This is a genomic window from Nocardia ninae NBRC 108245, assembly GCF_007990755.1.
Taxonomy (GTDB): domain Bacteria; phylum Actinomycetota; class Actinomycetes; order Mycobacteriales; family Mycobacteriaceae; genus Nocardia; species Nocardia ninae.
This window is the reverse complement of the sequence record NZ_BJXA01000046.1, coordinates 48139-70548: the sequence shown is the minus strand read 5'-3', so window position 1 is coordinate 70548 and position 22410 is coordinate 48139. Positions and strand designations below refer to the sequence as shown.

Sequence of the window (22410 nt, the reverse complement as noted above, 5' to 3'; positions counted from 1 at the left end):
GCGCGAGGCCGGGCTGCCGGTCACCGTGCACCGCGTCGGCCGCATCGCCGGTCACCGCCGCACCGGCGCATGCAGGCACGACGACTTCTTCTGGTTGCAGATGAAGGGTTTCGCGCTGCTCGGCTGCTACCCGGCGGACATCGCCGAGGGGCCGCCGGTCGACCTGTTGCCGGTGGACTACGTGGCCCGCGCCATCATCCGCCTGTCCGAGGAGAAGCCGGACGACGAGAACTGGCATCTCTACCACGCCGACGGGCTCGACTGGCCCACCATCATCGACGCAATTCGCGCGGAAGGCTATGCGACGGAACCGACTTCGGGATCCACCTGGATGGCCGCGCTGGAACGGCAGGCTGCCGAGACCGACGACCGACGCTGGGGCCTCGGTCCGCTGGTGCCGCTCATGCGGGAGGGCGTGATGCGCCTCGGCGCGCACACCTTCGACAACGAGAAATCCAGGCGGGCGCTTGCCGACGTCGGGTGCCCGTATCCGCAGGTGGATACGGGCTGGATTCGCCGGATGTTCGAGTACTTCCGCGCCGTCGGCGCCCTCGCGCCGCCGGACGGGCTGAACCAGGGAGGAACACAATGACTGATCTGGAACTGCGCTCGGTGGTGATCATCGGGGCCGGCCCGGTCGGTTGCGCCTTGGCGACACTGCTGCGCCGCCAAGGCCTGGAGGTAGATCTCTTCGAGCGAGGCACGGAGTCGGCGGGCACCGGGTCCGGGCATTCGTTCAACCTGACGCTCACCTCGCGCGGGCTCGACTGCCTGCCCCGTTCGGTCCGTCGGCGCCTCTATCTGCAGGGCTCGGTGCTGGCCAAGCGGATCATCCACCACCGTGACGGTGCGATCTCCACACAGCCGTACGGCACTATGACCCATCACCATCTGCTGTCCATTCCGCGCCGGGTGATGCAGGACCTGCTACGCGACCAGGCGCTGCGGGAGGGGGCCCGCATCCATTACGGCCAAGAGTGTGTCGACGTGGACACCGCGCGACCGGCGGCGCTGCTGCGGGATCGGGACGGCTCCTCGGCCTGGGTCACCGGCGATCTGCTGGTCGGCTGTGACGGCGCCAATAGTGTTGTGCGCGAAGCCATTGTCGCCGCACACCCGCAGGACATGTGGGCGACGCGGGAGACCATCGAGCACGGCTATGCCGAGATCACCATGGACTACGGGGACGCCGACCCGACGGGTATGCACCTGTGGCCGCGCGGCGACCACTTTCTCCAGGCTCAACCGAACCGGGATCAGACCTTCACCACCAGTCTGTTCAAGCCCATGGCCGGTGACGACCGGCGCAGGCACTTCTCGGGGCTGCCGTCGGCCGACGCGATCAGCTCCTACTGTGCGACCGAGTTTCCCGACGTCTTCGGACGGATGGCGGCGGTCGGCACGGACTTGGCGAGCCGGAGCCCCGGCCACCTCAGGATCATCAACTGCGCCCCGTATCACCATCGGCGCGCGGTGCTGGTCGGTGATGCCGCGCATGCCGTCGTCCCGTTCTTCGGGCAGGGCATCAACTGCAGTTTCGAGGATGCCGCCACGCTGGCGGCGCTGCTGGAGAAGTTCCAGGCCGCGGTCCGTTGCGAGGGTGGCACGGTCGCGACCGTCGCCGAGGTGGTCGTCGACGAGTACAGCGATGTGCGGGTGAAAGCGGGGCACGCACTGGCGGAACTGTCGCTGCGGAACCTCACGGAGCTGTCTGCCCACGTGAACGATCCGATGTTCCTGGCGCGACGCGCGCTGGAACGACGGCTGCACGAGTTGCGTCCCGAGCTGTACACGCCGCTGTACCAGTTGGTGGCGTTCACCCACATGCCCTACGACGCCGCACAGCGGGTGCACGACGAGTCCGGTGCGGTGCTGGACGAGTTGTGCCGCGGGCGAGACCCCCGAACCGAACAGGACGCCATCATCGGCGAGTTCGCCGAGACGTACGGTGGCGCGTTCACCCCGCAGTTCACGCCGCAGAAGGCACGGACGGGGTAGTGCGGGCAGGCTATCCGGCGGTCCCGCTGGCGCGGGCCGCCGCGACGGCCGGGGCCGACTTGCCGCGCCCCGCTTCATCATTGAAGCGGAACCCGACACCGTGCACGGTGACGATCCAGTCGGCGGAGCCGAGTTTCTTGCGGACGCTGCTCAAATGCGTGTCGATGGTGCGGCTGGCCAGTGACGTCACTTCGGCGTCCACGTCGTCGTATCCCCAGACCTGTTGTAGCAGTTCGGCTCTGGAGAACACGCGCTGCGGCTCGGTGGCGAGCAGGCGCAGTAGTTCGAATTCCTTGCGGGTCAATTCGACCAGCCGATTGCCGACCCTGACCTCGCGCAGCGCCGAGTCGATCTCCAGTTGGCCGACGATGAGTGCGGGTTGGGACATCATGTGCACCCGCCGTAGCAGGCCGCGTAGCCGCGCCATGAGCTCACGGCTGTGGTACGGCTTCACGATGCAGTCGTCGCACCCCGCTTCCAGGGCGAGGACCTTGTCCAGCTCGAACGCGGAGGCGAAAGCGATGATCGGTATGTCGCTGGCTCGCCGAATTTCTCTACATAAGGTCAATCCGTCGAAATCGGTGAAGTCGAGGTCGACGAGTACTACGTCGAAGTCAGGGTAAGCCGCCATCGTTTCGGCCCCGGTCGAGGTCGGCTCGGGTTCGAAACCGTGCCGTTTGAGGTCATTGACCGTATCCTCGATCCCCTCACAATCCGCCACGATCAACAAGCGCGGATGAAGCAAAGCGATCCTCCCTTCCAGCTAGTGCGATTCAGTTGTTTCTTGCGCGGTAACAGTGCCGATCAGCTCGACGAGGTCGAGGCAGCGGAAGGCGGCGGAAAATCAGCGGGACGATAATTCGAGCAGAACCCGAATCGACGATTCCAGCGCATAGTTCATCGAGCCACCATTGGGTTCGAATGCGGTGTGCTCGCCTGCAAAATGTATTCTTCCCTCCGGTGTTCTGGTGTGCGCCATGAGCTCGTGGTGGCCCAGCTCCGGCAGAATGTACGCGCCCGCGATGTACGGCTCGTTGTCCCAGGCTATGGACGTGCCGAGCTCGAAATTCGCGCGTGCCCCCGGCATGATCGGTTCCAGTTCGGTCAGCGCGAAATTGATGCGCTCTTCCTCGCTCATGTCGGCCGCCGCCTGTGCGGGCCAGCCGGTCAGCCAGCACTCCAGGATCTTGCGCGGGCCGGGCAGTCGTGGCGTGCCGTCGCGGACCGTGCCGATCGGCGTATCCGTCGACAGCATCAATCGCTCTTCGGGCCAGAACTTCTTGCGCATCTGCAGAAATATGCGAAGGACCGACGAATACCTGAGGCGGCGGATGGTCGCGTGCTTCGCGGCGGACAGGCTGGCCATCGACAGGTTGATCCGGCGCACGCTGCTGAACGGTGCGGTGACGACGACGCGGTCGGCGGTCAGCGTCTGCAGCCGGTCGCGATCGAGGAATGTCACCTGCGCTTCCTGCTCGGTCTGCGTGATGCGGACGACCGGTTTCCGGTACAGGACACGGTCTTTGACCTTGTCCGCCAGTGCGCGGGCGAGCAGGTCGGCGCCGCCTTTGACCTTGTACCACCCGGCGTCGGCGGTGGAGAAGGCGCGGTGGCCCGACTCGTAGCGAGCCCACGCCATGGTCGAGGCGGATTCCAGTTCGCCGCCGCGCATTTCGAGGAAAAGCGGTTCGATCAGGCTGATCGCGGCTGCGGAGGCGCCTCGGTCTTCGAGGGTCCGGCGGACCGAAATCTGATCGAGTGCCAGCAGATCCGGCGTCGGGGTCCAGGTGGGTGCGGTGAGTTCCGGGCCGATGTTCTCGTTGAACTTCGTGACGTAGTGGGCGTTCAGGTCGGCGACGGTGAGGTGGCGCTCGTGTGGCTGCAGTCCCAAGGTTTCGGCATGGTCGCCGAGCTGGTCCGGTCGGATCCGGACGCCGTTGCGCAGGTAACTGAAGTCGGTGTCGACGAGATCGCTCGGCTCGGTCTCCAGCTGCATTTCCCGCAGATAATGCATCGCGTAATGGCATTGCGCGGTCACCGTCATCCCGCCTGCTTCGGTGCGCAGGCCGTCGGCGAATGGGTGACGATAGGTCCAAATTCGGCCGCCCGGCCGAGCACCGGCTTCCAGCACGGTGACGCGGGTGCCCTGCTTCGCTAATTCGTATGCGGCGGCAAGGCCCGCCAGTCCGGCGCCGACAATGATTGCGGTATCGATGGTATTCTGAGACGGAAGACCGTTATCGAAAGTACTTCTGACGTCGTGTTGAGTTAGCCCCTGCACTGCTTTCCCTCCGGCGAACTGCGCTTGATCTCCCCGGCTCGTCGAAGTTGTTCTGAACCGAAATCATTGACAAATCATCACGCTGACGGAAAATGGAGTCATCGTTCCTCTTCGACCATTTTGTATGAAATTATCGTATCAAGCCCCGCAGAGCGGAGCAAACAAGTTTCAGTTGCCCGAATTTAACTGCACATAGGCGTTTCACACCTCTCTGCCTGGATGGTGTTTGCCTGTGTCTGTGTGACCGTTGTCACACTTCGGTCCTCGTTTGAATCGCATCCAACTCCCGGCGAACTCGTGCTGAGGTGGACCTTCCTTCGCCGGATACTTCCTGGTAGCGGGCAATAGTCGAGGGGGCCTGCTCGTTGTTCGGGACCCCTGTGACGGCGACCGCAGCTATTCCACTGCAAGCTATTCGGTGCGGGTTCCGGCCGCGCGCAACCGGTTCGGTGAGACGTCGGTTGCTCGCCGGCTCACTCGGCAGCTTCCGCCCGCTCGACAATGGCATCCCGATAATGGGTGAGTTCGTGCAATATTTGACGATCGTCCTGAGGCATGGCTGTCGCGAACTCCGGCGTGCGACCAATGTGACGGCGGGAGGGCGTGTTTCGGACTCGCACACGACCTCGTCGGTAGCGGTCGCTACCGCGAGTTGCCGGAGTTCGGTTGTGCAGGGCTGGCATTCAGGCCCGACGGTGGCCACCCAGGCATTGGAGAAGGTGGTCGACTTGGACCCGCGCACGCCGGTAGACGCGAGTCGAGTTGTGGTGGGCGGCATTTCGAACAGTGTCGGCCGCGTTCGGGCGCGTCGTGTGATGGCGCGCCCGAATGGCGTCCCGTGCTGACTACACGCTGCGCTGCGCCAGCGTGGACTTCATATGGGCCAGGATGCATTGCTCGATGTGCGCGAGCCACTCGTAGCCTTGCAGGGTGCCCGAAACCCATGCGGCCGTGACGGCGGAGAGGTCGTGGGGTTCGGAATCGTCGAGGGGCGGCGTGGACCGCGGGGGTGTCCTGGTGGCGATTCTCGGCCTCGGGCGGGGTGTCGATTCTGGAAGGGGTTCGTCTACAACTGAATCGGGGGCGATGTCCGGTTGGTCTGTCGGTGGCGCCGCGAAGGTGCTGCTGGATTGTCCCGGGGTGCTGATGTCCCGGTTCGCCGTCGGGCCGACGCCGGCGGGGCCGTCCCGGTCGGCGGAGATGAGGGCCGTGAGGAGCGCGGCCGTGGACACCATCGCCAATCGCATCGGAACGTCGGACTTACGTGGTGCGCGGTGTTTACCCATCGCCTTCTTCCCATCGAAATACCTTTTGAGTGTGGAAGTTTAAGGCGGGCAACCAATTACGGCTACCAGTGTAAGTTCTTCTTCACGCATGTTAAGTCGCAATTATCGCGCAATCGAGCTTGTCTTCGATGTCGATTCGACCCGGGGGATTGTTACACCGGAACTACCTGCGCTCGGACATCGGCTACGCGGACCGGACATTTCGCCCAGAAATCCCTGTGCGTCCCGGGAAATAGATATGGGCAAGGTGGTTATCCACTCCTTGCCCACTTCAATATATAGCGCACTGGGGGGCTTGCGGCAAGACCCCGGTCGTGCTGCAAGATCGTCCCTCATTCGAACGAAGGGGTTGCATGATCGACGTGATCATCGCCGGTGCCGGGCCGACCGGCGTGCTGCTGGCCAGTGAGTTGCGGTTACAAGGTGTGCGGCCGGTGGTGCTGGAGCGGGACACCGAGCCGACCAAGGTGGTTCGCGCACTCGGCATGCACTCGCGCAGCATCGAGATACTCGACCAGCGTGGTGCGCTCGCGCCGTTTCTCGAGCTGGGCCGCAAGCACCCGGTCGGTGGGTTCTTCGCGGGCATCGCCAAGCCGTCACCCGAGCTTGATACCGCGCATCCGTATGTCCTCAGTATCCCGCAGACCAGCACCGAGCGGCTGCTGCTGGAGCGCGCCGGCGAACTCGGGGTCGAGATCCGGCGGGGTTGTGCGGTGGTCGGGCTCAGCCAGGACGAACACGGGGTGACCGTCGAGCTGTCCGACGGCACGCCGCTGCGCTCGCGCTATCTGGTGGCGTGCGACGGCGGACGCAGCACGGTGCGCAAGTTGCTCGGCGTCGGCTTTCCCGGCGAGCCGACGACGGTCGAGACGCTGGTGGGCGAGGTGGAGCTGACCGCGTCCGCGGCGACGATCAATGCAGCGAACGTCGAAGTCCGCAAGACCCAGTTGCGGTTCGGCGCCGCGCCACTCGGGGACGGGGTCTACCGCGTCGTCGCGCCCGCCGACGGCGTGGCAGAGGACCGCGCGATCCCACCGACCCTGGACGAACTGAAGCGGCAGCTGCGGGCGACCGCGGGCACCGACTTCGGCGCGCACTCGCCGCGCTGGCTGTCCCGTTTCGGTAACGCGACCCGCCAGGCCGAGCGGTACCGGGTCGACCGGGTCCTGCTGGCAGGCGACGCGGCACATGTCCACCCGCCGATGGGCGGGCAGGGGCTCAACCTCGGTCTGCAGGACGCGTTCAACCTCGGCTGGAAACTGGCCGCGGTGATCAACGGCTGGGCACCGGAGGGGCTGCTCGACAGTTACCAGGCCGAACGGCACCCGGTGGCCGCCGACGTGCTGAACAACACTCGCGCGCAAATGGAGCTGATCTCCCTCGAACCGGGTCCGCAGGCGGTGCGCCGCCTGATCTCGGAACTGATGGACTTCGACGAGGTGAACCGATATTTGATCGAGAAGATCATCGCGATCGGCATCCGCTACGACTTCGGCGCAGGCCATCCGCTGCTCGGTCGGCGGCTGCGGGACGTGGAACTGCGGCGGGGACGCCTCTACGAGCAAATGCACAGCGGCCGTGGCCTACTGCTCGACCAGACCGGTCAGCTCTCGGTCACGGGCTGGGCAGATAGGGTCGACCACGTCGTCGACGTCAGCGCGGAACTGGACGTGCCCGCGGTGCTGTTGCGGCCGGACGGCCATGCCGCATGGGTCGGCGACGATCAACAGGATCTGCGCAACCAGCTGCCCGTGTGGTTCGGCGCTGCCGTCAGCTGAGCACCCGTTCGCGGTGCGACAGGGCACCCACCGATGTGTGCCCGCAGTCCGCGGCGAGCTGGGCAACGATCCGGTCGGCCGCGTGACCATCCCCGAAAGGGTTGCCGGCGTTGGCCATTCGCGTGTACACCGCGTGATCGTCCAGCAGTGACGCCGCTGCGGCCACGATGGCGTCGGGGTCGGTGCCCACCAACTTCGCCGCGCCGACCTGCACCGCCTCCGGTCGCTCGGTGGTCGTCCGCAAGACCAGGGTCGGCTTGCCGAGCGATGGCGCCTCCTCCTGGATGCCGCCCGAGTCGGTCAGCACGAGGTCGCAAGCGGCGAGGGTGGCGGTGAAGTCGAGATAGTCCAGGGGTTCGACCACTCGGATGTTGGGGTGACCGGTCAGCTCGGGCAGCAAGGCCTCGCGGACGGCGGGGCTCTTGTGCAGCGGCAGCAGGATTTCGACGTCACCTCGATCGGCGAGCCGCCGCACCGCGCAGCCCATCGCGCGCATGGTGTCGCCCTGGTTTTCCCTGCGGTGCAGGGTGAGTAAGACATGTCGCAGGTCGGTGCCGAACCGGCTGCGCCCCGCGCCCCGGGACAGGACCCACAGCAGATTGTCGATGACGGTGTTGCCGGTGGTGAATACCGTCTGCTCCGGCACGCCCTCGGCCAACAGGTTTTCGGCGGCGCGGGCGGTGGGAGCGAAGTGCCAGCGTGCGACCCGAGCGACGAGTCTGCGGTTGATCTCCTCGGGAAAGGGGTTGTCCGGCCTGCCCGTTCGCAGGCCCGCCTCCACGTGGGCGACCGGAACATGCTCGTAGCAGGCGGCCAGCGCGCCGGTCAGTGCAGTCGTCGTATCTCCCTGCACAACAACGAGATCGGGTTGCTGTCGGCGGATCACCTCGCCGAGTTCGGCGACCAGCCGGGCGGTCAGAGCGGACAACTGCTGGCGCTCGCGCATCACATCGAGCTCGACACGGTCGCACACCTCGAACAGATCCAGCATCTGGTGCAGCATCTCGCGGTGCTGGCCGGTGGTCACCACGAGCGGTTCGAAGCGCGCGGCGGCGGTCATGGCCCGGACAACGGGCGCCAGCTTGATCGCCTCGGGCCGGGTCCCCAGAATGAGCATCGCGCGTACCGGGACGGTGCGCAGGTCGGCGGTCACGCGTCGGCCACACTTGCGGCGCCGGCCGAACGCGAATGCCCGACAGGTGAATTCAGCAACGATGTGGCCGCACTGCCGGTCGTGGTGACGGGGGTCTCCGCGACGCGTTCGGTCTTGACCCAGCCGGTGCGTCGGCGGAGGATGCGCCAGCTCGCCCGCCACACCGCGATGAAGGCGACGTACATCCACACCGGTTGGGCGTGCAGATAGGCGATGGACTTCCACAGCGGCTGATCGCCGGTGCGCTGCCAGTACAGCACAGCCCAGATCAGGAAGGGCCCGAAAGTGATTGCGTACAAACCGATCCCGCTCAGCACCTGCATCCATAGCGGCCCGGTCGCGAGGTCGAAGAGTCCCGGGTTGTCCCCGAACGCCAGACGAAAGAGCAGATACTGCTGAATGACCGACCAGGGCAACGTAATCAGGTACGGCATGAACAGGTATCCGGTGAGCTCGACCCGGACCGTGCGCCGGATCCCGGGGGTGGACCACAGTTCGGGCAGCCGCGCCATGGCGCTCATGTGGCCCTGGAACCAGCGGGTGCGCTGCCGTAGCAGTCGGCGAGCGTCACGCAGGCCCTGCTGAGATACGAAGGCGCCCATGGTGGAAGTGACCGTCCAGCCCGCGACCGCCAGGCTGATACCCAGATCCAGATCCTCGGTCAGCGAGTCCGACCACGGCTCCTCCCCGACATCGTCCAAGGCGGACAGGCGGGTGAACTGCCCGTTGCCGCCCATGCTCACAGCCCTCATGGCGACCCGTCCGAACTGACTGAGCGCACTGAGTGCCCAGAATTCGATGTCCTGGAACCGCAGGGCCACGGAGTCGCGGCCCCGAATGCGTACCGCCAGCTGAACGCCACCGACTTCCGGCTCTTCGAAGAGCTCGGTGACGCAGGCGACCGAGCCCGGCGTCATCCGGCCGTCGGCGTCGAGCACGCACACCAGCACCCGCTCAGGTGCCAGGCCCTCGTTCTCGACGCAACGGCGGATGTGGCGCAGGCCCGCGTTGAGAGCGGCGCCCTTCCCGAGTCGAGCCGCAGGCAGCACCCGCTGCACGACGGTGACGCCCTTGCCCGCTGCTTCGGCGAGGGCGGCGGTGTCGTCATCGCTGCCGTCATCGACAACGACCAGCCGGACTCCGGGCTGTGCGTCGAGCAGACAATGCACGGTGTTCGCGATGACTTTCGCTTCGTTCAAACACGGAATCAACACGAATACGATCCATCCCGCGGGCACTGCGACGGGTGGACCGTTTTCCAACGCGAGCTGTCGACGCAGCGATCCATCGGCGCGACGCGCGAACAGGACTCCCATGACGATGAGCGGGCCGTTATAGGCCATCGTGATCACGAATACGGTGAGAGCGACGATACGCACAGTGGTATCCAACGAGTTCACAAATGAACCTTCCGTCAGTCGACAGATCACTGTTCTTGCGGAAGCGGGATAACTACCGAGCACATAGTTGCGCACCGGTTGTACCTGCGCAAACACCTTGCACGCGAGTCGCGAGACAATCTGAAAAATCGACGTGCCAACAACGTGCGAGCGGTGCTTGAACGGAATGTCGACACCGGAAATGGAGCCGTGTGCGATTAGTTTTTGTGATCGAGAGTTGCGGCGCCGCTTTTATCTCAATCGGGTCGAGCCGCGGTCTGACCTACTCGACCAGCTTCTCGCTCTTCAACCAGTCGTAGGCGACGTCGGCGGGGTCCTCGCCATCGATGTCGACGCGACCGTTGAGGTCCTGCATGAGTTCGTCGGTGAGGTGTTCGGAGATGGTTCCGATCAAGGTCCGCAGTGGGGGATAGCGGTCGATGACGGCGCTGCGGACGACGGCTGTTCCGCTGTAGGGCAGGAAGAATTTCTTGTCGTCTTCCAGGACAACGAGATTCAGGTTCTTGACCCGGCCGTCGGTGGTGTAGATCATGCCGAAATTGCAGGGGGCGCTTTTGGAGGTTGCCGTGTAGACGATGCCCGAGTCCATCCGGGTGACGTTGCCGGAGGGTACGCCGTTCGGATCGTTGTACGGGATACCGTATTTGGCCAGCATCGGGATGAAACCATCGGAGCGGCTGAAGAATTCGTCGTCGACGCAGAACGTGCGATCGGGGATCGGGAGTGCGGCGACATCGGACAGCGTCTTCACCTGCAGGCGCTCGGCGGTCGGCGTGGATGCGCCGAAGGCGTAGGTGTCGTTGAAGTTGGCCGGTGGCAACCACTCCAGGTTGTAGTCGCGCTTCTCCAGCTCGTGGACTCGCTGCCAGAGTTGCTGCGGGTCCGCGATCGTCTCGGTCTGGTTGTGGTAGTTGACCCAGCCGGTCCCGGTGTACTCCCACAGCACGTCGGCGTCGCCGTTCAGCTGCGCTTGCCGAGACGAAGCCGAACCCGGTGCGCCGGTGAGGTCTTTGACTTCGGCGCCCGCCGCGGCCAGGTAGGTCGCGGTGATCTTGCCGAGCAGGACCCCCTCGGTGAAGCTCTTCGAGGTGACCACGAGCTCCGCGCCGTCCAGTGGCTTTGCGCCGTCCGGCAATTCGGCGTCATGAAACGTGCCGGACGAGCTCACCAGCCCGCAGCCGGTCAGTACCGGCATCGCGAGGACGAGCGCGGAGAGGATCGTAACCAGCTGCGTGCGTGGTGATTTCATGAGATACCCCGCGGGGTCGCGGCGAGTTCGACGAGTCTGCCCAGCCAGTCGATGACTAATGCCAGCAGGCCCACGAGGATCGCGCCGGAGATGAGCAGCTTGGGCAGGAAAAGCGTGACACCGGTTGTGATCAGCGTGCCCAGACTGGTCGCGCCGATGAACGTGCTCAGCGTCGCGGTACCCACCAGAATGACCAGCGCGGTACGAACACCGTTGAGGATCACCGGCACCGCGAGCGGCAGCTCGACCTGGAACAGCGTCCGGGCTCCCGAATAACCGATGCCGCGCGACGCCTCGATCGTGCGGTGATCCACCTGCCGCAGCCCGACGATGGTGTTCTGCAGAATCGGCAGAATCGCGTACACCACGAGACCGACTATCGCCGTCCGGAATCCGGTGCCCAGCCAGAAGGTGAACAAGACGAGCAGCCCGACCGCGGGCGCCGCCTGACCGATATTGGCGACATTGACGGCGATCGGCTCGAGCCGGCGCAACGCGGGCCGGGTGAGCGCGATACCCAACGGAATCGCGACGACCACCACGATCAACGTGGCCACCACCGTCAGCTTGACGTGCTCGAGGATCGTGGTTTGCAGGTTGGCCCACGCCAGCGACGCCTGCTCGGTCGGGGTGAACGTCGTCGATCGATACCAGAGCACGTACCCGACCCCGATGACCAGGATGATGAGCGGCTCGAACCACACGTCGATCGGTAGGCGGCGCAGCCGATTCATGACTGCTCGGCCGATCCGGGCTCGTCGTCGGCGGCGACCACCGGGGTCGGTGCCGGATCGGTGCCGTCGACGTAGGTCTCGTAGTCCTCTTCCTCGGAGCGCACGTCGGCGAGCTTGGCCTGGATCGTTTCCGTCACCGAGCTGATGCTGAGCGAGCCGACGACCGCGCCCCGGCCGTCGGTGACCAGCGCGGCGCCCTGACTGGCCGCGAGCATGGCGTCGAGCGCGTCGTTGAGCGTGGAGGAGCGGGCCACGACGGGCAGCCGCCGGTCGAGGAAGTCGGAGACCTCCGGTTTGGTGGCCACCTCGGTGAGCGACGGCCACGACCGCGGCCGTCCGGCCTCGTCGACCACGACGACCCAGGTGTGTCCCGCGGCCTTCGCGCGTTTGATCACGCTCTGTGCCGGCTCGCCGACCCGGGCGGTCATCACCTCGTCGTAGGCGACGTCGCGCACCCGTGACACCGTCAGATAAGCCAGCTTCGCGCCGGATCCGACGAACTCCTCCACGAACGGGGTGGCCGGGTCGGTGAGGATCTCCTCCGGGCGCGCGTACTGCTCGACGTGCCCGCCTTCGGACAGGATGAGCACCTTGTCGCCGAGTTTGGTGGCTTCCTCGAAGTCGTGCGTGACGATCACGATGGTCTTGCCGAGCTCGTGCTGGATCGCGATCAGACTGTCCTGCAAGCGAACCCGGGTGATCGGGTCGACCGCGCCGAACGGCTCGTCCATCAGCAGCACCGGTGGGTCCGCCGCCAGCGCGCGGGCGACACCGACCCGCTGCTGCTGGCCACCGGACATATCCTTGGGCAGCCGGTCGGCGAAGGTCGCGGGGTCCAGACCGACCAGATCGAGCAGGTATTCGGTGCGTTCGGCGATCCGCTTCTTGTCCCATCCGAGCACCCGCGGGATGGCCCCGACGTTCTTGGCGACCGTCCAGTGCGGGAACAAGCCGCCGGACTGGATCACATACCCGATCGACTGCCGGAGCTTGTCCGGATCCTCCTTGGTGACATCGCGGTCGCCGATGAAGATCCGGCCCTCGGTCGGCTCGATCAGCCGGTTGATCATCTTCAGCGTGGTCGTCTTGCCGCAGCCGGACGGGCCGACGAAGGCGACGATGTCGCCCGCGTCGATCTCCAGGTCGAGCCGCTCGACCGCCGGTTTGTCCTGGCCGCGATAGCGTTTGACGACCGACTCCAAGTGGATGGACGCGCCGGTCACCTTGCGCTCCGGAGCCTGACTGGTCACCGCATCCGTCATGAGAGTCCCTTTGCGATCGTGAGGCGTCCGAGCAGGACGAGGAGCGCGTCGAACACCAACGCGATGAGGACGATGAGAATGGTGCCGGTCAGCGCCATTTCGAGGGCGTTCGCGCCGCCGAGCCGGGAGAGGCCGTTGAAGATCAGCGAGCCCAGGCCGGGTCCGAGGACGTAGGCGACGATGGCTGCGACACCGACGATCATCTGGGTGGACACCCTGATGCCGGTCAGGATCACCGGCCAGGCCATCGGCAATTCGACCGTCAGCAGAATGCGCCGGCGCGAAAAGCCGATGCCGCGTGCGGATTCGATTACCGAGGCGGGCACCGCGCGCAAGCCGACGATCGCGTTGCCGATCACCGGCAAGGCCGCGAAGAACGCCAGCATGATGAACGAGGGGACGACGCCGAGACCGAACGGGACCAGCAGCAGCGCGAGCAGCGCCAGCGAGGGAATTGTCAGCGCGACCCGGCTCGATGTGAGAGAGAGCGCCGACAACAGCGGCAGCCTATATACCGCGACGGCGATGAGAACGGCGACGACCGTGCCGACCAGGACCGTCTGAAACGCCAGGGAGGCATGCTGATAGGTGAGGAACGCCAGGAAATCTCCGCGTCCTCGGAGGTAGTTCCACAAATTCACGCGATTCCCATCGTCAGGCGTAGATCAATCGGTACCTGTAGGCGTGTAGTCACCGGCGCGGGCCGTCAAAGGTTAATCGATGCCGTGCGTTCGGCTTCGGATGGCGCGCGGCGGATTGTCGATCCGGCTATTCCCGCCAGGATGACAATTCGGCGTTCGGCCCGCGCTGTGTTCGGTACTGATCAGGCGTAAGTCAGGCCGCCCGAGTGTGGGAATCCGCGGTGGAGTAGTACTCGGCGTTGCCCGCGATCACGGTGCTCGGCGTGCCGTCGACGCCGACCGGAATGGTGCCTGCCAAGGTGATTCGGGTCAGCCTGCGATGCTCACTGCCGTCGTAATCGTCGATGGCGTAGTGCTGGGTGGCGTGGTTGTCCCAGATGGCGACGTCGCCCAGCGACCAGTCCCAGCGGGTGGTGTGCTCCAAACGGGTCACCCGGTCCTGGAACAGCCGGAACAAGGCCTGCGATTCGCTGCTCGGCAGGCCGACGAGCTGTTTCACGAAGCAGCCGAGCAGCAGCGCACGTTCGCCGGTCTCCGGGTGCACGTGGACCACCGGGTGCTCGGTCTCGAAGTAAGTGGATTCGAACTCGCGCCGATAGGCCTTCGCGCCCTCGTCCAGGCGGTCCTCGATGTCGGCGGCGTAGTCGTACTGGTTGGTGTGCCGGGCGCGCAGGCCCTCGGCCAGCCGCTTGAGCGGTTCCGGCAGCGAGTTGTACGCGGCGACGGTGGAGGCCCAGGTGGTCGAGCCGCCGTAGCTCGGTAGCGCGACCGCGCGCAGGATCGACGCCTTCGGGACGCGGTCGACGAAGGTGACATCGGTGTGCCAGGTGTTGGAGCGGCCGTGGCGGGAATCGATGGCCAGGCTCTTCACGCCTGCCGAGGTGACCGTCGGGTGCGGGGTGGTGGGTTTACCGAGCAGTTCCGCGAATTCGTACTGTCCGTCCTCCGTCAGGTGCTGCTGGTCGCGGAAGAAGATCACCTTGTGTTCGTGCAGTGCGGCGCGAATGGTGGATATGGTCGCCGCGTCCAGGTCACCGCCCAGCCTGATCCCGGTGATCTGTGCGCCGATGTGGGCACCGAGCTTGACCACGGAGGTTTCGCTCGCGGGGTAATCGACAGACATACCGGGACCTTTCGCTCCAACCTGACGGCTGGTTCAGACGAAACCATTCCGCGGTTGGTGCGACAAGCATTACGGTCACGCCGATTCGAAAGCTGCCGCATGGTGTTTCGGCAAGGCACGGTCCTACGCCCTCGGCATCATCCGCTCGATTTCGGCGACGATCAGCTCCGGTTCGGTGGCCACCACGTAATGACTGGATTGCTCGGCGATGACATGGCGGCCGTGCGGGGATTGCGCGGCCCGAAAGGCATGCGAGGCATTGGCTTCGGCGCGCATCGCGGCGCTCATCCCGTCACCGGCGCGTCCGCCGGAGATGGCGGTCACCGGAATCGACCCGAGCTCCGGCGGATTGCCTCGCCAAGTAGCGAGCTCGTCGAGATAGGTGGCGGCCTGTTGCCGCTGAGTACGCAGCACGCCGGTCGTGAACGCCTCGCGCTCTATATCGCGTCGAACATCGTCCGGAACGACGCGCAATTGCCAGGCATACACCTTCTCCAGCAACCGAAGCCGGGCAAGCACCGTGCCGACGGCGAGCGCGGTCCGCTCGAACCAGCGAAACTTACGGCTGAACAGCACTTCGGCGGCCTCATCGGTGGGATCGACAAGCACCAGACCCGCCACCCGATCCGGTCGCCGAGCGGCGGCGAGCCGCACGATCGGAGCACCGGCACTGTGCCCGACCAGAATGAACGGGCCCGCCTCGAAATGATCGAGCACCTCGTTCAAATCATCGGCCATGCGCTCCAGGGTCCGTCCCGCCGGATCGAAAGCGCTACGCCCGAGCCCTGATCGGTCATAAACGATCGCACGCGCAAACCGCGCGACCCCCGGCTGCACTTTCGCCCAGGAGAACCGCGCTGTGCCCGACCCGGCCTCGAATACGACAGTCGCCGTGCCGATGTCGGCCTTCTCGGCCAACACCATCGCGTACAGCCGCCGCCCATCCCGCGTCTCGACCCACTCCGGCGTTCCCTGAGTGTGCTGCTCGATATCCGTCACTATTCCCCCAATTCCCCGCTACGCCACGAACATCGCGACATCCGTCGACCAGATCATTCCGAACCCGACCCCACCAAGCAAACCGCACGCCCTGGTTGCCTTGCGGGGCGGGCTCAGCAGGGAAAGTGATCTTTCATGCGGGCGGGGACGCCATCGCCTGCGGCCTTGGCCCAGCACACGTCGTGCGGGAATCGGGCGTAGGTGGTCCAGCCGTTGGCGGCGCGGCGGATGAGGCGGGCGTTGTCGCCGGGGGAGTCCCAGGCGACGAACGCCCACTGGCCGTCGCAGTCGCGGACCGTCGGGTTCGCGCCGAGGAGGTGGTCGTCGAGCTTGTCGCGGTCGTGCAGTTCGAGCACGACCGTTTGGGCCGAGCACGGTTTCAGCGCTGGACGATTCGGCTCCGCTTATAGACGTTCACTCCGCCACCGGAGATGAACACCGTAGGTACAGGACAGGGCGATTCACGGCCAGCGTTCGAGGAAAGTGGCCGTCGGCGCCGAGGTTCGAGCGGGCCACCGACATCCGGCGGATGGTACGCACAGACTTTTGACGATGCCTCGATTCATGAACTCGCGCGCCGCATATTCGTGAAATACACCGCCGGTTCCCGCGTGATCAGCCCGTACCCGCCGTCCGGAGTCGCCGCGAACGGAGCGGGCAAATACAGCACCGGCAGCACCTCACCGATCAACGGCCGCTGCTCCCGCGCGATCCGATAACCGATCTCGACCACCTCGGGCACATCATCATCCACAACCGCACCGCCCTCGCGCCGGACGCACCGATGCGGTTCGAGCCGCACCGTCCGAATCGCCGTACGCGCCCATCGAAACAGCACGCACTCACTCGCCCCCGGCCGCGCGTACTCCACCAACCCCACACCATCACCCCAGAAGACGAACTGCTCATCCTCCATCGAGCTGTGATACCCGGCCTCCACACTCCACTGACCGATGATCTCGTCACCACGCATCGAGCGATTCAACCACCACGCCACCCCGCCCAACGAGCACGTCCACAAATGCCGATGAGCGCTAGATCCAGACGGCCTCGAGGAATGGAAGTTTGCTCGGACGGCGGGCGCATGTACCGCGGGCCAGGGACGCAAGGGCACTACACACGTCGGGGCTGGACAGGATCGGCCGCTCGGGCGCTTGATGGGCCTGGATGACTTTCAGAAAGGGGCCTGATGGCTGATGTAGCAGATGTTCTGCTTGAGCAGATGGAGTCGGAGCGAGCTCGAGCGATGCACTCCGGGTAGTGGCCGGGCCTCGGCAGGGCTCCTGATCTCGCTGCCGTAGACGTGCACCCCGCAGGGACCACCCTCAAATGCCACGGTGCGCGCGTTGGGCGTTCGTCCAGATCGCTTGGTCGACAGTACTTCCCGACGCACGTACATGCCGATTTCAGTGCAACCCGGGGTGTCCATGATCCGCGCCGCCAGCATCTTCTGTCGGGCTCGCCAGCGGGCACCGACATCGCCGCTCGCGGGTCCATCGCGCGGTGAAGCACGCCGAAGCCACCGGGCCCGGCTCCCTCCAGCGCTCGTCATCGGCGGAGGCATAACCGCACGTAGGACCTGCAGCGGTCGAGACTCACAACCAGGCTTTCCCGTCGGTGGTGGGAACAGGGACGGCAGGATTCGACCGCGATGTAGCTGGGAGGCGGGCGGGTACCGGTGGTGGACTGTGTCGTCGCAAGCTGGGCGTGGAGCCGTCGGATTGTTCTGCGAGGTCGCTGGATAGCGAGCGCTCAGCCGCTTCGACGCAGTCGCGCAACGATCGCATCGAGTAGCTGAATCGCGCTGTACCGGAACGACGGCGAGGACCGGCGGTAGCGTCTGTGCTACCCGATATTCGGGTGCTGGCGGCATCGATCGCCCCGCTCGCCGGCAATAGCGTTTCCGGCGTGAACCCTCGATTGTTGTTCGGACTCGCCATGGCCGCAGCTCTGCTCACGACCACAGTGGCGTGCGGTCGTTCCGACGAGCCCGCGCCTGTCCTGTCGGTCGAGTTCACGCAGGCAGTGGATCGCCTTCTGCAGCAACATATTCCAGGCGTTCAGGTGGTCGTTACTGCGGACGGCAAGGACGCATTCCACTCCGTTGGGGCCGGGAACGTCGCGACCGGCACACCGATCCCCGATGACGCGCGCATCCGTATCGCGAGCAATACCAAGAGCTTTGTCGCCACGGTGGTGCTGCAACTCGTCGCGGAGGGCAGAGTCGGGCTCGACGTTCCAGTCGAGCGATATCTGCCAGGAGTGGTTGCGGGTAACGGGTACGACGGCAATCGGATCACCGTACGAAACCTGTTGCAGCACACCGGTGGACTGCCGAACTATCTAGACCCGGATAAGATGGCGAACAGTATCGGCAACCGTCATCGCCAGCCGTTCGACACCGAACAGGTCGTCCGGGAGACGCTGCGGGAAAAAGCTCCCCTGCCCGGCGCGCAGCCGGTGTACTCGAACACGGGCTATCTGCTGGCGGGACTGGTCGTCGAGCGGGTCACCGGCCGCTCGATCGGGACCGAGATCAGCAAGCGGATCATCGAACCTTTGGGCCTGTCCTCGACCTATTACCCAGAGCCCGGTGAGTCGACGCTTCGGGCACCGCACATCCACGGCTACGACATGATCGACGGAAAGCTCACGGACGTAACGGAACTGGATGACTACGGCATCGGCGGCGCCGACAGCGCACTGGTCTCCACCGGAGCGGATCTCAATCGATTCTTCATCGCACTGCTGGGCGGACGGTTGCTCGCACCGCAGCTTCTCGCGGAAATGAAAAGCACTGTCCCGGCCGATCTGCCCCTGCCCGGCCTGCGGGGCGTGGGCCTCGGGCTGTTCCGCTACGAATCCTCGTGCGGAACGGAGTTCTGGGGACATGGCGGCGGCGCACCTGGTTTCGGGACACTGGGTGGCGTCACACCGGACGGCCGCGCGGTGACCCTTACCGTGAACTTCATGCCGTCCTCGGAGCAGGCGATGACAGCCATCAGCGCCGCCCGCGACACCGCGCTCTGCGGGAGGTAGCCGCGACGTCAGGCGTCCGAGTAGGCCGGGACCGTCTGCACCCGGCGGTGCCCGCGATCCTCGCCGGTCAGGTCGGGCTTGGCGAAGATGGCGCGCGGGCCGGCTTGGGCTCGTCGCGCGGCGATGCGCTCGAACAGCAACCAGAACCGGAAACTGCCCGTACGGCTCGGCTGCGCGGGGTCCGCCCTGTGCGGCCGCGACCCATCTACCTCAGTCCCGTCCCAGTCGTGCGTGGTGGACGCTGATCTGGAGCTGCACCGGTGCGAGGCTAGACGGACCGGTTCGCTCGGGGCCAGAGGTTTTCCGGTGATGGTGACGGTCGAGCGGTTGTGGACTGCCCTTGCATCAGAGCACGAACGTCACGTCCATGTCCTGTGCGAGCTGCTCGACACTTCCATGCCGGGCCTGTCAGAACCCCGCTATGAACGTCCGCAGAGGCCGCATGGCGCGTGTTGGCCCTTCGTCCGAATTGGTTGGCTGGCAGCACTTCTGAATGCGCGCTGCTGCCGATTGCAGCGCGGCACGTCGGTTGTCGATGGCGGGGCATCGGGTCGCAGGGCTTACTCATCGTCGTCATCATCTTCATCGAGCTCTGCTCGCGTGAGGTAGTGCCAGGGGCGACTGTCGGTTCTCACCGAGTTCGCCACTGACTGCGACCGTCGCCAGCGCTCCGGCCGTGATCAACAACGACCACCTAGGCACCTCCTTGCTGGTGCCACCGGGCAAAGAATGAGTTGTGCCGCCGGGCCGGCGGATTCAGCGCTTGATGGTCAGCCATTCGCGGACATCGGCTATGGCTGTGCCACCGCTGTCGGCATCGATATCAGCGGCGAGGTCGGCGATGGAGACGTGGGCGAGCGCGTGTGCCCATGCGGCTTCAGCGGCAGCCATCGCACGGGCGATCGCGCACGGTCGTGCACATTGCCCGGCGGGGATACCCAACGGTCCGCGCTGCCTGATCTCGGCACATCGGTAGGCGGGTTCGTCGCCATCGATAGCCCGCACCACCTGTAAGGCGCTGATCTCCGAGGCGGGTTTGGTGAGGGTGTAGCCACCGGCTTGGCCCATGGCGGAGCGCACGATGCCGGCCCGCGACAAAGCCTGGAGGTGCTTGGCCGTATACGCCGGCGGGGTGCCGTGCAGTTCCGCCAGCCGCGCCACCGGCACCGGATCATGGCTCTGACCGAGCGTGACACAACTGTGCAGGGCCCATTCCACGCCGCTCGACATCCTCATGCCCCCACCCTAACCCATCTCGGACACCAACTATCCGAGATGTGATATAACTCGGACACTTATTGTCCGAGATAGATTGTGGAGTGCGATGACGCTCAAAGAAATGCCATCCAGCCCGGCGCCCTCCGGCCGTACGTCCCTGGGCGTGGCGGCCCTGGCCCTCTTCGTCGCGGCCGCGAACCTGCGGCCTGCGATCGCGGCGGTGTCGCCGTTGGTCGGCCAGATCCGCGCCGACCTTGATCTGTCGGCGACCGGGGTGTCGTTGCTGACCACCATTCCAACGCTGGCAATGGGAGTATGTGCCCCGCTCGGCGCTTACGTGGGCCGGCGCTACGGGCTGCAGGCTGGCGTGCTCGCCGGACTCGTGATCATCGCTGTGGCCACTGGTGCGCGAGTGTTCGGCGCTTCCGCCTGGCTGCAGTTGAGCAGCGCGGCGATCGTAGGCGCGGGAATTGCCATCGCACAGACGCTGCTGCCCGCCGTGGTCAAGTCACGCTTCGCCGCCCGAGCCGGGTTGGTCACCGGCATCTACACCGCCGGACTCGGCTTGGGAGGCGCGGTGGCGGCCGGGGCGACCGCGCCGTTGGCCGAGGCTCTGCACTCCTGGCCTGGCGCGTTGGCGTCCTGGGCGGTGCTCGCGCTGGGAGGGATCGCACTGTGGTCCGCCGCTGGGAAGGCTCTGCACCTGGACAATGTCGCGGCCCCCGCCGGGCCCGCGACCAAAGGAATGCCCTGGCGCAGCGGTGTGGCCTGGAGTCTCACCATCCTCTCGGCTGTCAACTCCGCGCTCTACTACTGCGAGCTGGCCTGGGTGGCGCCCCTGCTGCACGATGATGCCGGTCTCGACGCAGCCACCGCCGGTGTCATGCTGACGGTGATGATCTCGATCCAGGTGGTCGCGATGCTGGCCGTACCGGCGCTGCTGGGAGAAGGCCGGGCACCCTGGGCGGGACTGGCGCTGATGATGACGCTGACCGCCACCGGTTTCCTGGGGTTGGCATATGCGCCGGGCGTCGGGACGTGGGTCTGGATCGCAGTGCTGGGGATTGGGCACGGCGGACTTTTCACGCTGGTGCTGACCCTTCCTGTCCTGGCCGGTCGGGATCCGGGAGAAGCCGGGCGGATCAGTGCGATGGCATTCTTCGTCGGCTACGCCTGCGCGGCGCTGGCCCCGCTCCTGGTGGGTGCGCTGCGAGATGCCACGGGCGACTTCACCGTCGGCTTCGGAGTGCTGGGCGGCCTCGGCCTGCTGATGCTCTGGCCGATCGCACGCCTGCGCGGCACCATCGGGCCGAATTCGGTTCGCCCCCTGTGACAGTGGCGCGACCGCCCTGGCGGTGCTCGACTTGGCGAAGCCGTGAACCGTGTCGCTGGTCGCCTGGCCGACATTGAGCTGAACCCCCGGTCCTGCGGGGCCGGGCGTTCTGGGTACGCGACGACCTGTGGAGACAACTCATGGAGCATGGCGACAATGACGTCCGCGAAGGTCAGCTCGTTGATAAAGGCCCGTCGCATCGTGCACGGCGTAGAGGAAGAACGTGCCCTCTTCCGCGGGGATGGAGATCTCCGGGGTGAACGAGAAGGCGAGATCGTAGGTGGTGTTCTGGTGGAAAGTGATCGTGTTTCCGCGGTTGTCGGAGATTTCCAGGCCGGTGACGGTGTCGACCTCCCCGCAGCTGCGGTAGGCGACCGCTTCAGCGTGGGCCTGACCGGTGGACGCGCAGGCTGCGGCGGTAGTGCAGGCGACCGCGAACATCGTGCGGAGGGTACGTCGGGGCAACATCGCGCACACGCGGGCTCCTGGGTCAGGGGACAGCAGGATCAGTCGCGCCCGGCGAGTTGCCGGTTCCGAAACCGAAGCATCGCAGCGCTTCCGCAGACCCAAGGCGAATGCCTGGCCTGCGGTGACAATTTACCGTCGGAGGTGTAACCGAACGCCCGGCAATGCCGCGGCCCCTGCGGCTCGGCGCCGCTTCAGAACAACCGATCACCTGACGGCTCCGGCGCATGCGTAGTCCGCATGTCGACGTGCTCCTCGTCGCGGACGACGTCCTGGATCTCATCGATCTGGTCCTGAACCACCTCGGCGCGCGCCACCAACTCGACCCGGTCGGGTTCGGTGAGGCTTTCGGCGCCGAGCTTCTCGAAAACACACGAGAGCACTGACCGTAAGTCCTCCAGTTTGCTGTCTGACTCCACGAGCTCTCACCCTACGTCCGAGCGTCGCCGCA

General features: G+C 65.7%; 22 protein-coding genes. 5 read left to right on the top strand and 17 right to left on the bottom strand.

Annotation, left to right across the window (positions count from 1 at the left end; all coding sequences use genetic code 11):
• Together NN4_RS28040 and NN4_RS28035 are read left to right on the top strand one after the other, a co-directional pair.
• Positions 1-592, top strand: a 592-nt coding sequence (locus NN4_RS28040) for an SDR family oxidoreductase (RefSeq protein WP_186818670.1), incomplete at its 5' end; no start/stop codon positions are given.
• Positions 589-1998, top strand: a complete 1410-nt coding sequence (locus tag NN4_RS28035; RefSeq protein WP_147137660.1) for an FAD-dependent oxidoreductase — start codon at positions 589-591, stop codon at positions 1996-1998. The genes NN4_RS28040 and NN4_RS28035, both read left to right, overlap by 4 nt.
• Positions 1999-2008: 10 nt before the next feature.
• Here the strand turns inward: NN4_RS28035 and NN4_RS28030 are convergent, their stop codons facing one another.
• From NN4_RS28030 to NN4_RS28020, 3 genes are all read right to left on the bottom strand, one after another.
• Positions 2009-2719 carry a response regulator transcription factor gene (locus NN4_RS28030; protein WP_325050801.1) on the bottom strand — a complete coding sequence of 237 codons (711 nt, stop codon included), beginning with the start codon at positions 2717-2719 and terminating at the stop codon, positions 2009-2011.
• A 123-nt stretch (positions 2720-2842) separates the two neighbouring features.
• The gene (locus tag NN4_RS28025) at positions 2843-4279 is read right to left on the bottom strand and encodes a flavin monoamine oxidase family protein (protein WP_147137657.1); all 1437 of its coding nucleotides are present in this window, start codon (positions 4277-4279) and stop codon (positions 2843-2845) included.
• A gap of 845 nt (positions 4280-5124) precedes the next feature.
• Positions 5125-5565 (bottom strand): hypothetical protein, encoded by a 441-nt coding sequence (locus tag NN4_RS28020; RefSeq protein WP_147137655.1) that lies wholly within the window; start codon positions 5563-5565, stop codon positions 5125-5127.
• A gap of 353 nt (positions 5566-5918) precedes the next feature.
• Here NN4_RS28020 and rox point away from each other — a divergent pair, with 353 nt between their 5' ends.
• Entirely contained in the window at positions 5919-7343 is a 1425-nt protein-coding gene (gene rox / locus NN4_RS28015; protein ID WP_147137652.1) for a rifampin monooxygenase, read from the top strand.
• Here the strand turns inward: rox and wecB are convergent.
• The 10 genes from wecB to NN4_RS27965 form a co-directional block, all read right to left on the bottom strand.
• The gene (gene wecB / locus NN4_RS28010; RefSeq protein ID WP_246181127.1) at positions 7336-8496 is read right to left on the bottom strand and encodes a non-hydrolyzing UDP-N-acetylglucosamine 2-epimerase; all 1161 of its coding nucleotides are present in this window, start codon (positions 8494-8496) and stop codon (positions 7336-7338) included. The two genes, rox and wecB, sit on opposite strands and share 8 nt — an antisense overlap.
• Positions 8493-9896 carry a glycosyltransferase family 2 protein gene (locus tag NN4_RS28005; RefSeq protein WP_147137649.1) on the bottom strand — a complete coding sequence of 468 codons (1404 nt, stop codon included), beginning with the start codon at positions 9894-9896 and terminating at the stop codon, positions 8493-8495. The genes wecB and NN4_RS28005 overlap by 4 nt, the downstream gene beginning before the upstream one ends.
• A gap of 262 nt (positions 9897-10158) precedes the next feature.
• Positions 10159-11091, bottom strand: coding sequence for a glycine betaine ABC transporter substrate-binding protein (locus NN4_RS28000; RefSeq protein ID WP_503826344.1), 933 nt, complete (start codon positions 11089-11091; stop codon positions 10159-10161).
• 50 nt (positions 11092-11141) lie between these two features.
• Positions 11142-11879 (bottom strand): ABC transporter permease, encoded by a 738-nt coding sequence (locus NN4_RS27995; RefSeq protein ID WP_147137643.1) that lies wholly within the window; start codon positions 11877-11879, stop codon positions 11142-11144.
• A complete protein-coding gene (locus NN4_RS27990; protein WP_147137639.1) occupies positions 11876-13141 on the bottom strand; it encodes an ATP-binding cassette domain-containing protein in 1266 nt (421 codons plus the stop codon). The genes NN4_RS27995 and NN4_RS27990 overlap by 4 nt, the downstream gene beginning before the upstream one ends.
• Positions 13138-13782, bottom strand: coding sequence for an ABC transporter permease (locus NN4_RS27985; RefSeq protein WP_147137636.1), 645 nt, complete (start codon positions 13780-13782; stop codon positions 13138-13140). The genes NN4_RS27990 and NN4_RS27985 overlap by 4 nt, the downstream gene beginning before the upstream one ends.
• Before the next feature lie 193 nt (positions 13783-13975).
• Positions 13976-14905, bottom strand: coding sequence for a TauD/TfdA dioxygenase family protein (locus NN4_RS27980; RefSeq protein WP_147137633.1), 930 nt, complete (start codon positions 14903-14905; stop codon positions 13976-13978).
• A 123-nt stretch (positions 14906-15028) separates the two neighbouring features.
• On the bottom strand, positions 15029-15904 hold the full coding sequence (locus NN4_RS27975; RefSeq protein WP_222595188.1) for an alpha/beta fold hydrolase: 876 nt from the start codon (positions 15902-15904) through the stop codon (positions 15029-15031).
• Between the two features lie 113 nt (positions 15905-16017).
• Complete coding sequence (locus NN4_RS27970; protein WP_147137630.1) at positions 16018-16260, bottom strand: hypothetical protein; 243 nt, start codon at positions 16258-16260, stop codon at positions 16018-16020.
• Between the two features lie 206 nt (positions 16261-16466).
• Entirely contained in the window at positions 16467-16877 is a 411-nt protein-coding gene (locus NN4_RS27965) for a hypothetical protein (protein ID WP_147137627.1), read from the bottom strand.
• 887 nt (positions 16878-17764) lie between these two features.
• Between NN4_RS27965 and NN4_RS27960 the strand changes: the two genes are divergently transcribed.
• The gene (locus NN4_RS27960; protein WP_246181126.1) at positions 17765-18943 is read left to right on the top strand and encodes a serine hydrolase domain-containing protein; all 1179 of its coding nucleotides are present in this window, start codon (positions 17765-17767) and stop codon (positions 18941-18943) included.
• Positions 18944-18951: 8 nt separating this feature from the next.
• Here the strand turns inward: NN4_RS27960 and NN4_RS46660 are convergent, their stop codons facing one another.
• Together NN4_RS46660 and NN4_RS27955 are read right to left on the bottom strand one after the other, a co-directional pair.
• Positions 18952-19083 (bottom strand): hypothetical protein, encoded by a 132-nt coding sequence (locus tag NN4_RS46660; RefSeq protein ID WP_281289415.1) that lies wholly within the window; start codon positions 19081-19083, stop codon positions 18952-18954.
• Positions 19084-19699: 616 nt separating this feature from the next.
• A complete protein-coding gene (locus NN4_RS27955; protein WP_147137624.1) occupies positions 19700-20179 on the bottom strand; it encodes an RrF2 family transcriptional regulator in 480 nt (159 codons plus the stop codon).
• A gap of 88 nt (positions 20180-20267) precedes the next feature.
• Between NN4_RS27955 and NN4_RS27950 the strand changes: the two genes are divergently transcribed.
• The gene (locus NN4_RS27950; RefSeq protein WP_246181125.1) at positions 20268-21494 is read left to right on the top strand and encodes an MFS transporter; all 1227 of its coding nucleotides are present in this window, start codon (positions 20268-20270) and stop codon (positions 21492-21494) included.
• 138 nt (positions 21495-21632) lie between these two features.
• On the opposite strand, the gene NN4_RS27945 is transcribed toward NN4_RS27950, so the two are convergent.
• Together NN4_RS27945 and NN4_RS27940 are read right to left on the bottom strand one after the other, a co-directional pair.
• Entirely contained in the window at positions 21633-21935 is a 303-nt protein-coding gene (locus NN4_RS27945) for a hypothetical protein (protein WP_147137621.1), read from the bottom strand.
• A 218-nt stretch (positions 21936-22153) separates the two neighbouring features.
• Positions 22154-22378 carry a hypothetical protein gene (locus tag NN4_RS27940; protein ID WP_147137618.1) on the bottom strand — a complete coding sequence of 75 codons (225 nt, stop codon included), beginning with the start codon at positions 22376-22378 and terminating at the stop codon, positions 22154-22156.
• Positions 22379-22410 lie beyond the last annotated feature (32 nt).

What these genes read in the sequence shown, in the direction of transcription:
- NN4_RS28035 (WP_147137660.1), top strand. Translation starts at nt 589, where the DNA reads ATGACTGATCTGGAACTGCGCTCGGTGGTGATCATCGGGGCCGGCCCG.
- NN4_RS28020 (WP_147137655.1), bottom strand. Translation starts at nt 5,565, where the DNA reads ATGGGTAAACACCGCGCACCACGTAAGTCCGACGTTCCGATGCGATTG.
- rox (WP_147137652.1), top strand. Translation starts at nt 5,919, where the DNA reads ATGATCGACGTGATCATCGCCGGTGCCGGGCCGACCGGCGTGCTGCTG.
- NN4_RS28000 (WP_503826344.1), bottom strand. Translation starts at nt 11,091, where the DNA reads ATGCCGGTACTGACCGGCTGCGGGCTGGTGAGCTCGTCCGGCACGTTT.
- NN4_RS27995 (WP_147137643.1), bottom strand. Translation starts at nt 11,879, where the DNA reads ATGAATCGGCTGCGCCGCCTACCGATCGACGTGTGGTTCGAGCCGCTC.
- NN4_RS27990 (WP_147137639.1), bottom strand. Translation starts at nt 13,141, where the DNA reads ATGACGGATGCGGTGACCAGTCAGGCTCCGGAGCGCAAGGTGACCGGC.
- NN4_RS27980 (WP_147137633.1), bottom strand. Translation starts at nt 14,905, where the DNA reads ATGTCTGTCGATTACCCCGCGAGCGAAACCTCCGTGGTCAAGCTCGGT.
- NN4_RS27965 (WP_147137627.1), bottom strand. Translation starts at nt 16,877, where the DNA reads ATGCGTGGTGACGAGATCATCGGTCAGTGGAGTGTGGAGGCCGGGTAT.
- NN4_RS27955 (WP_147137624.1), bottom strand. Translation starts at nt 20,179, where the DNA reads ATGAGGATGTCGAGCGGCGTGGAATGGGCCCTGCACAGTTGTGTCACG.
- NN4_RS27950 (WP_246181125.1), top strand. Translation starts at nt 20,268, where the DNA reads ATGACGCTCAAAGAAATGCCATCCAGCCCGGCGCCCTCCGGCCGTACG.
- NN4_RS27945 (WP_147137621.1), bottom strand. Translation starts at nt 21,935, where the DNA reads ATGTTCGCGGTCGCCTGCACTACCGCCGCAGCCTGCGCGTCCACCGGT.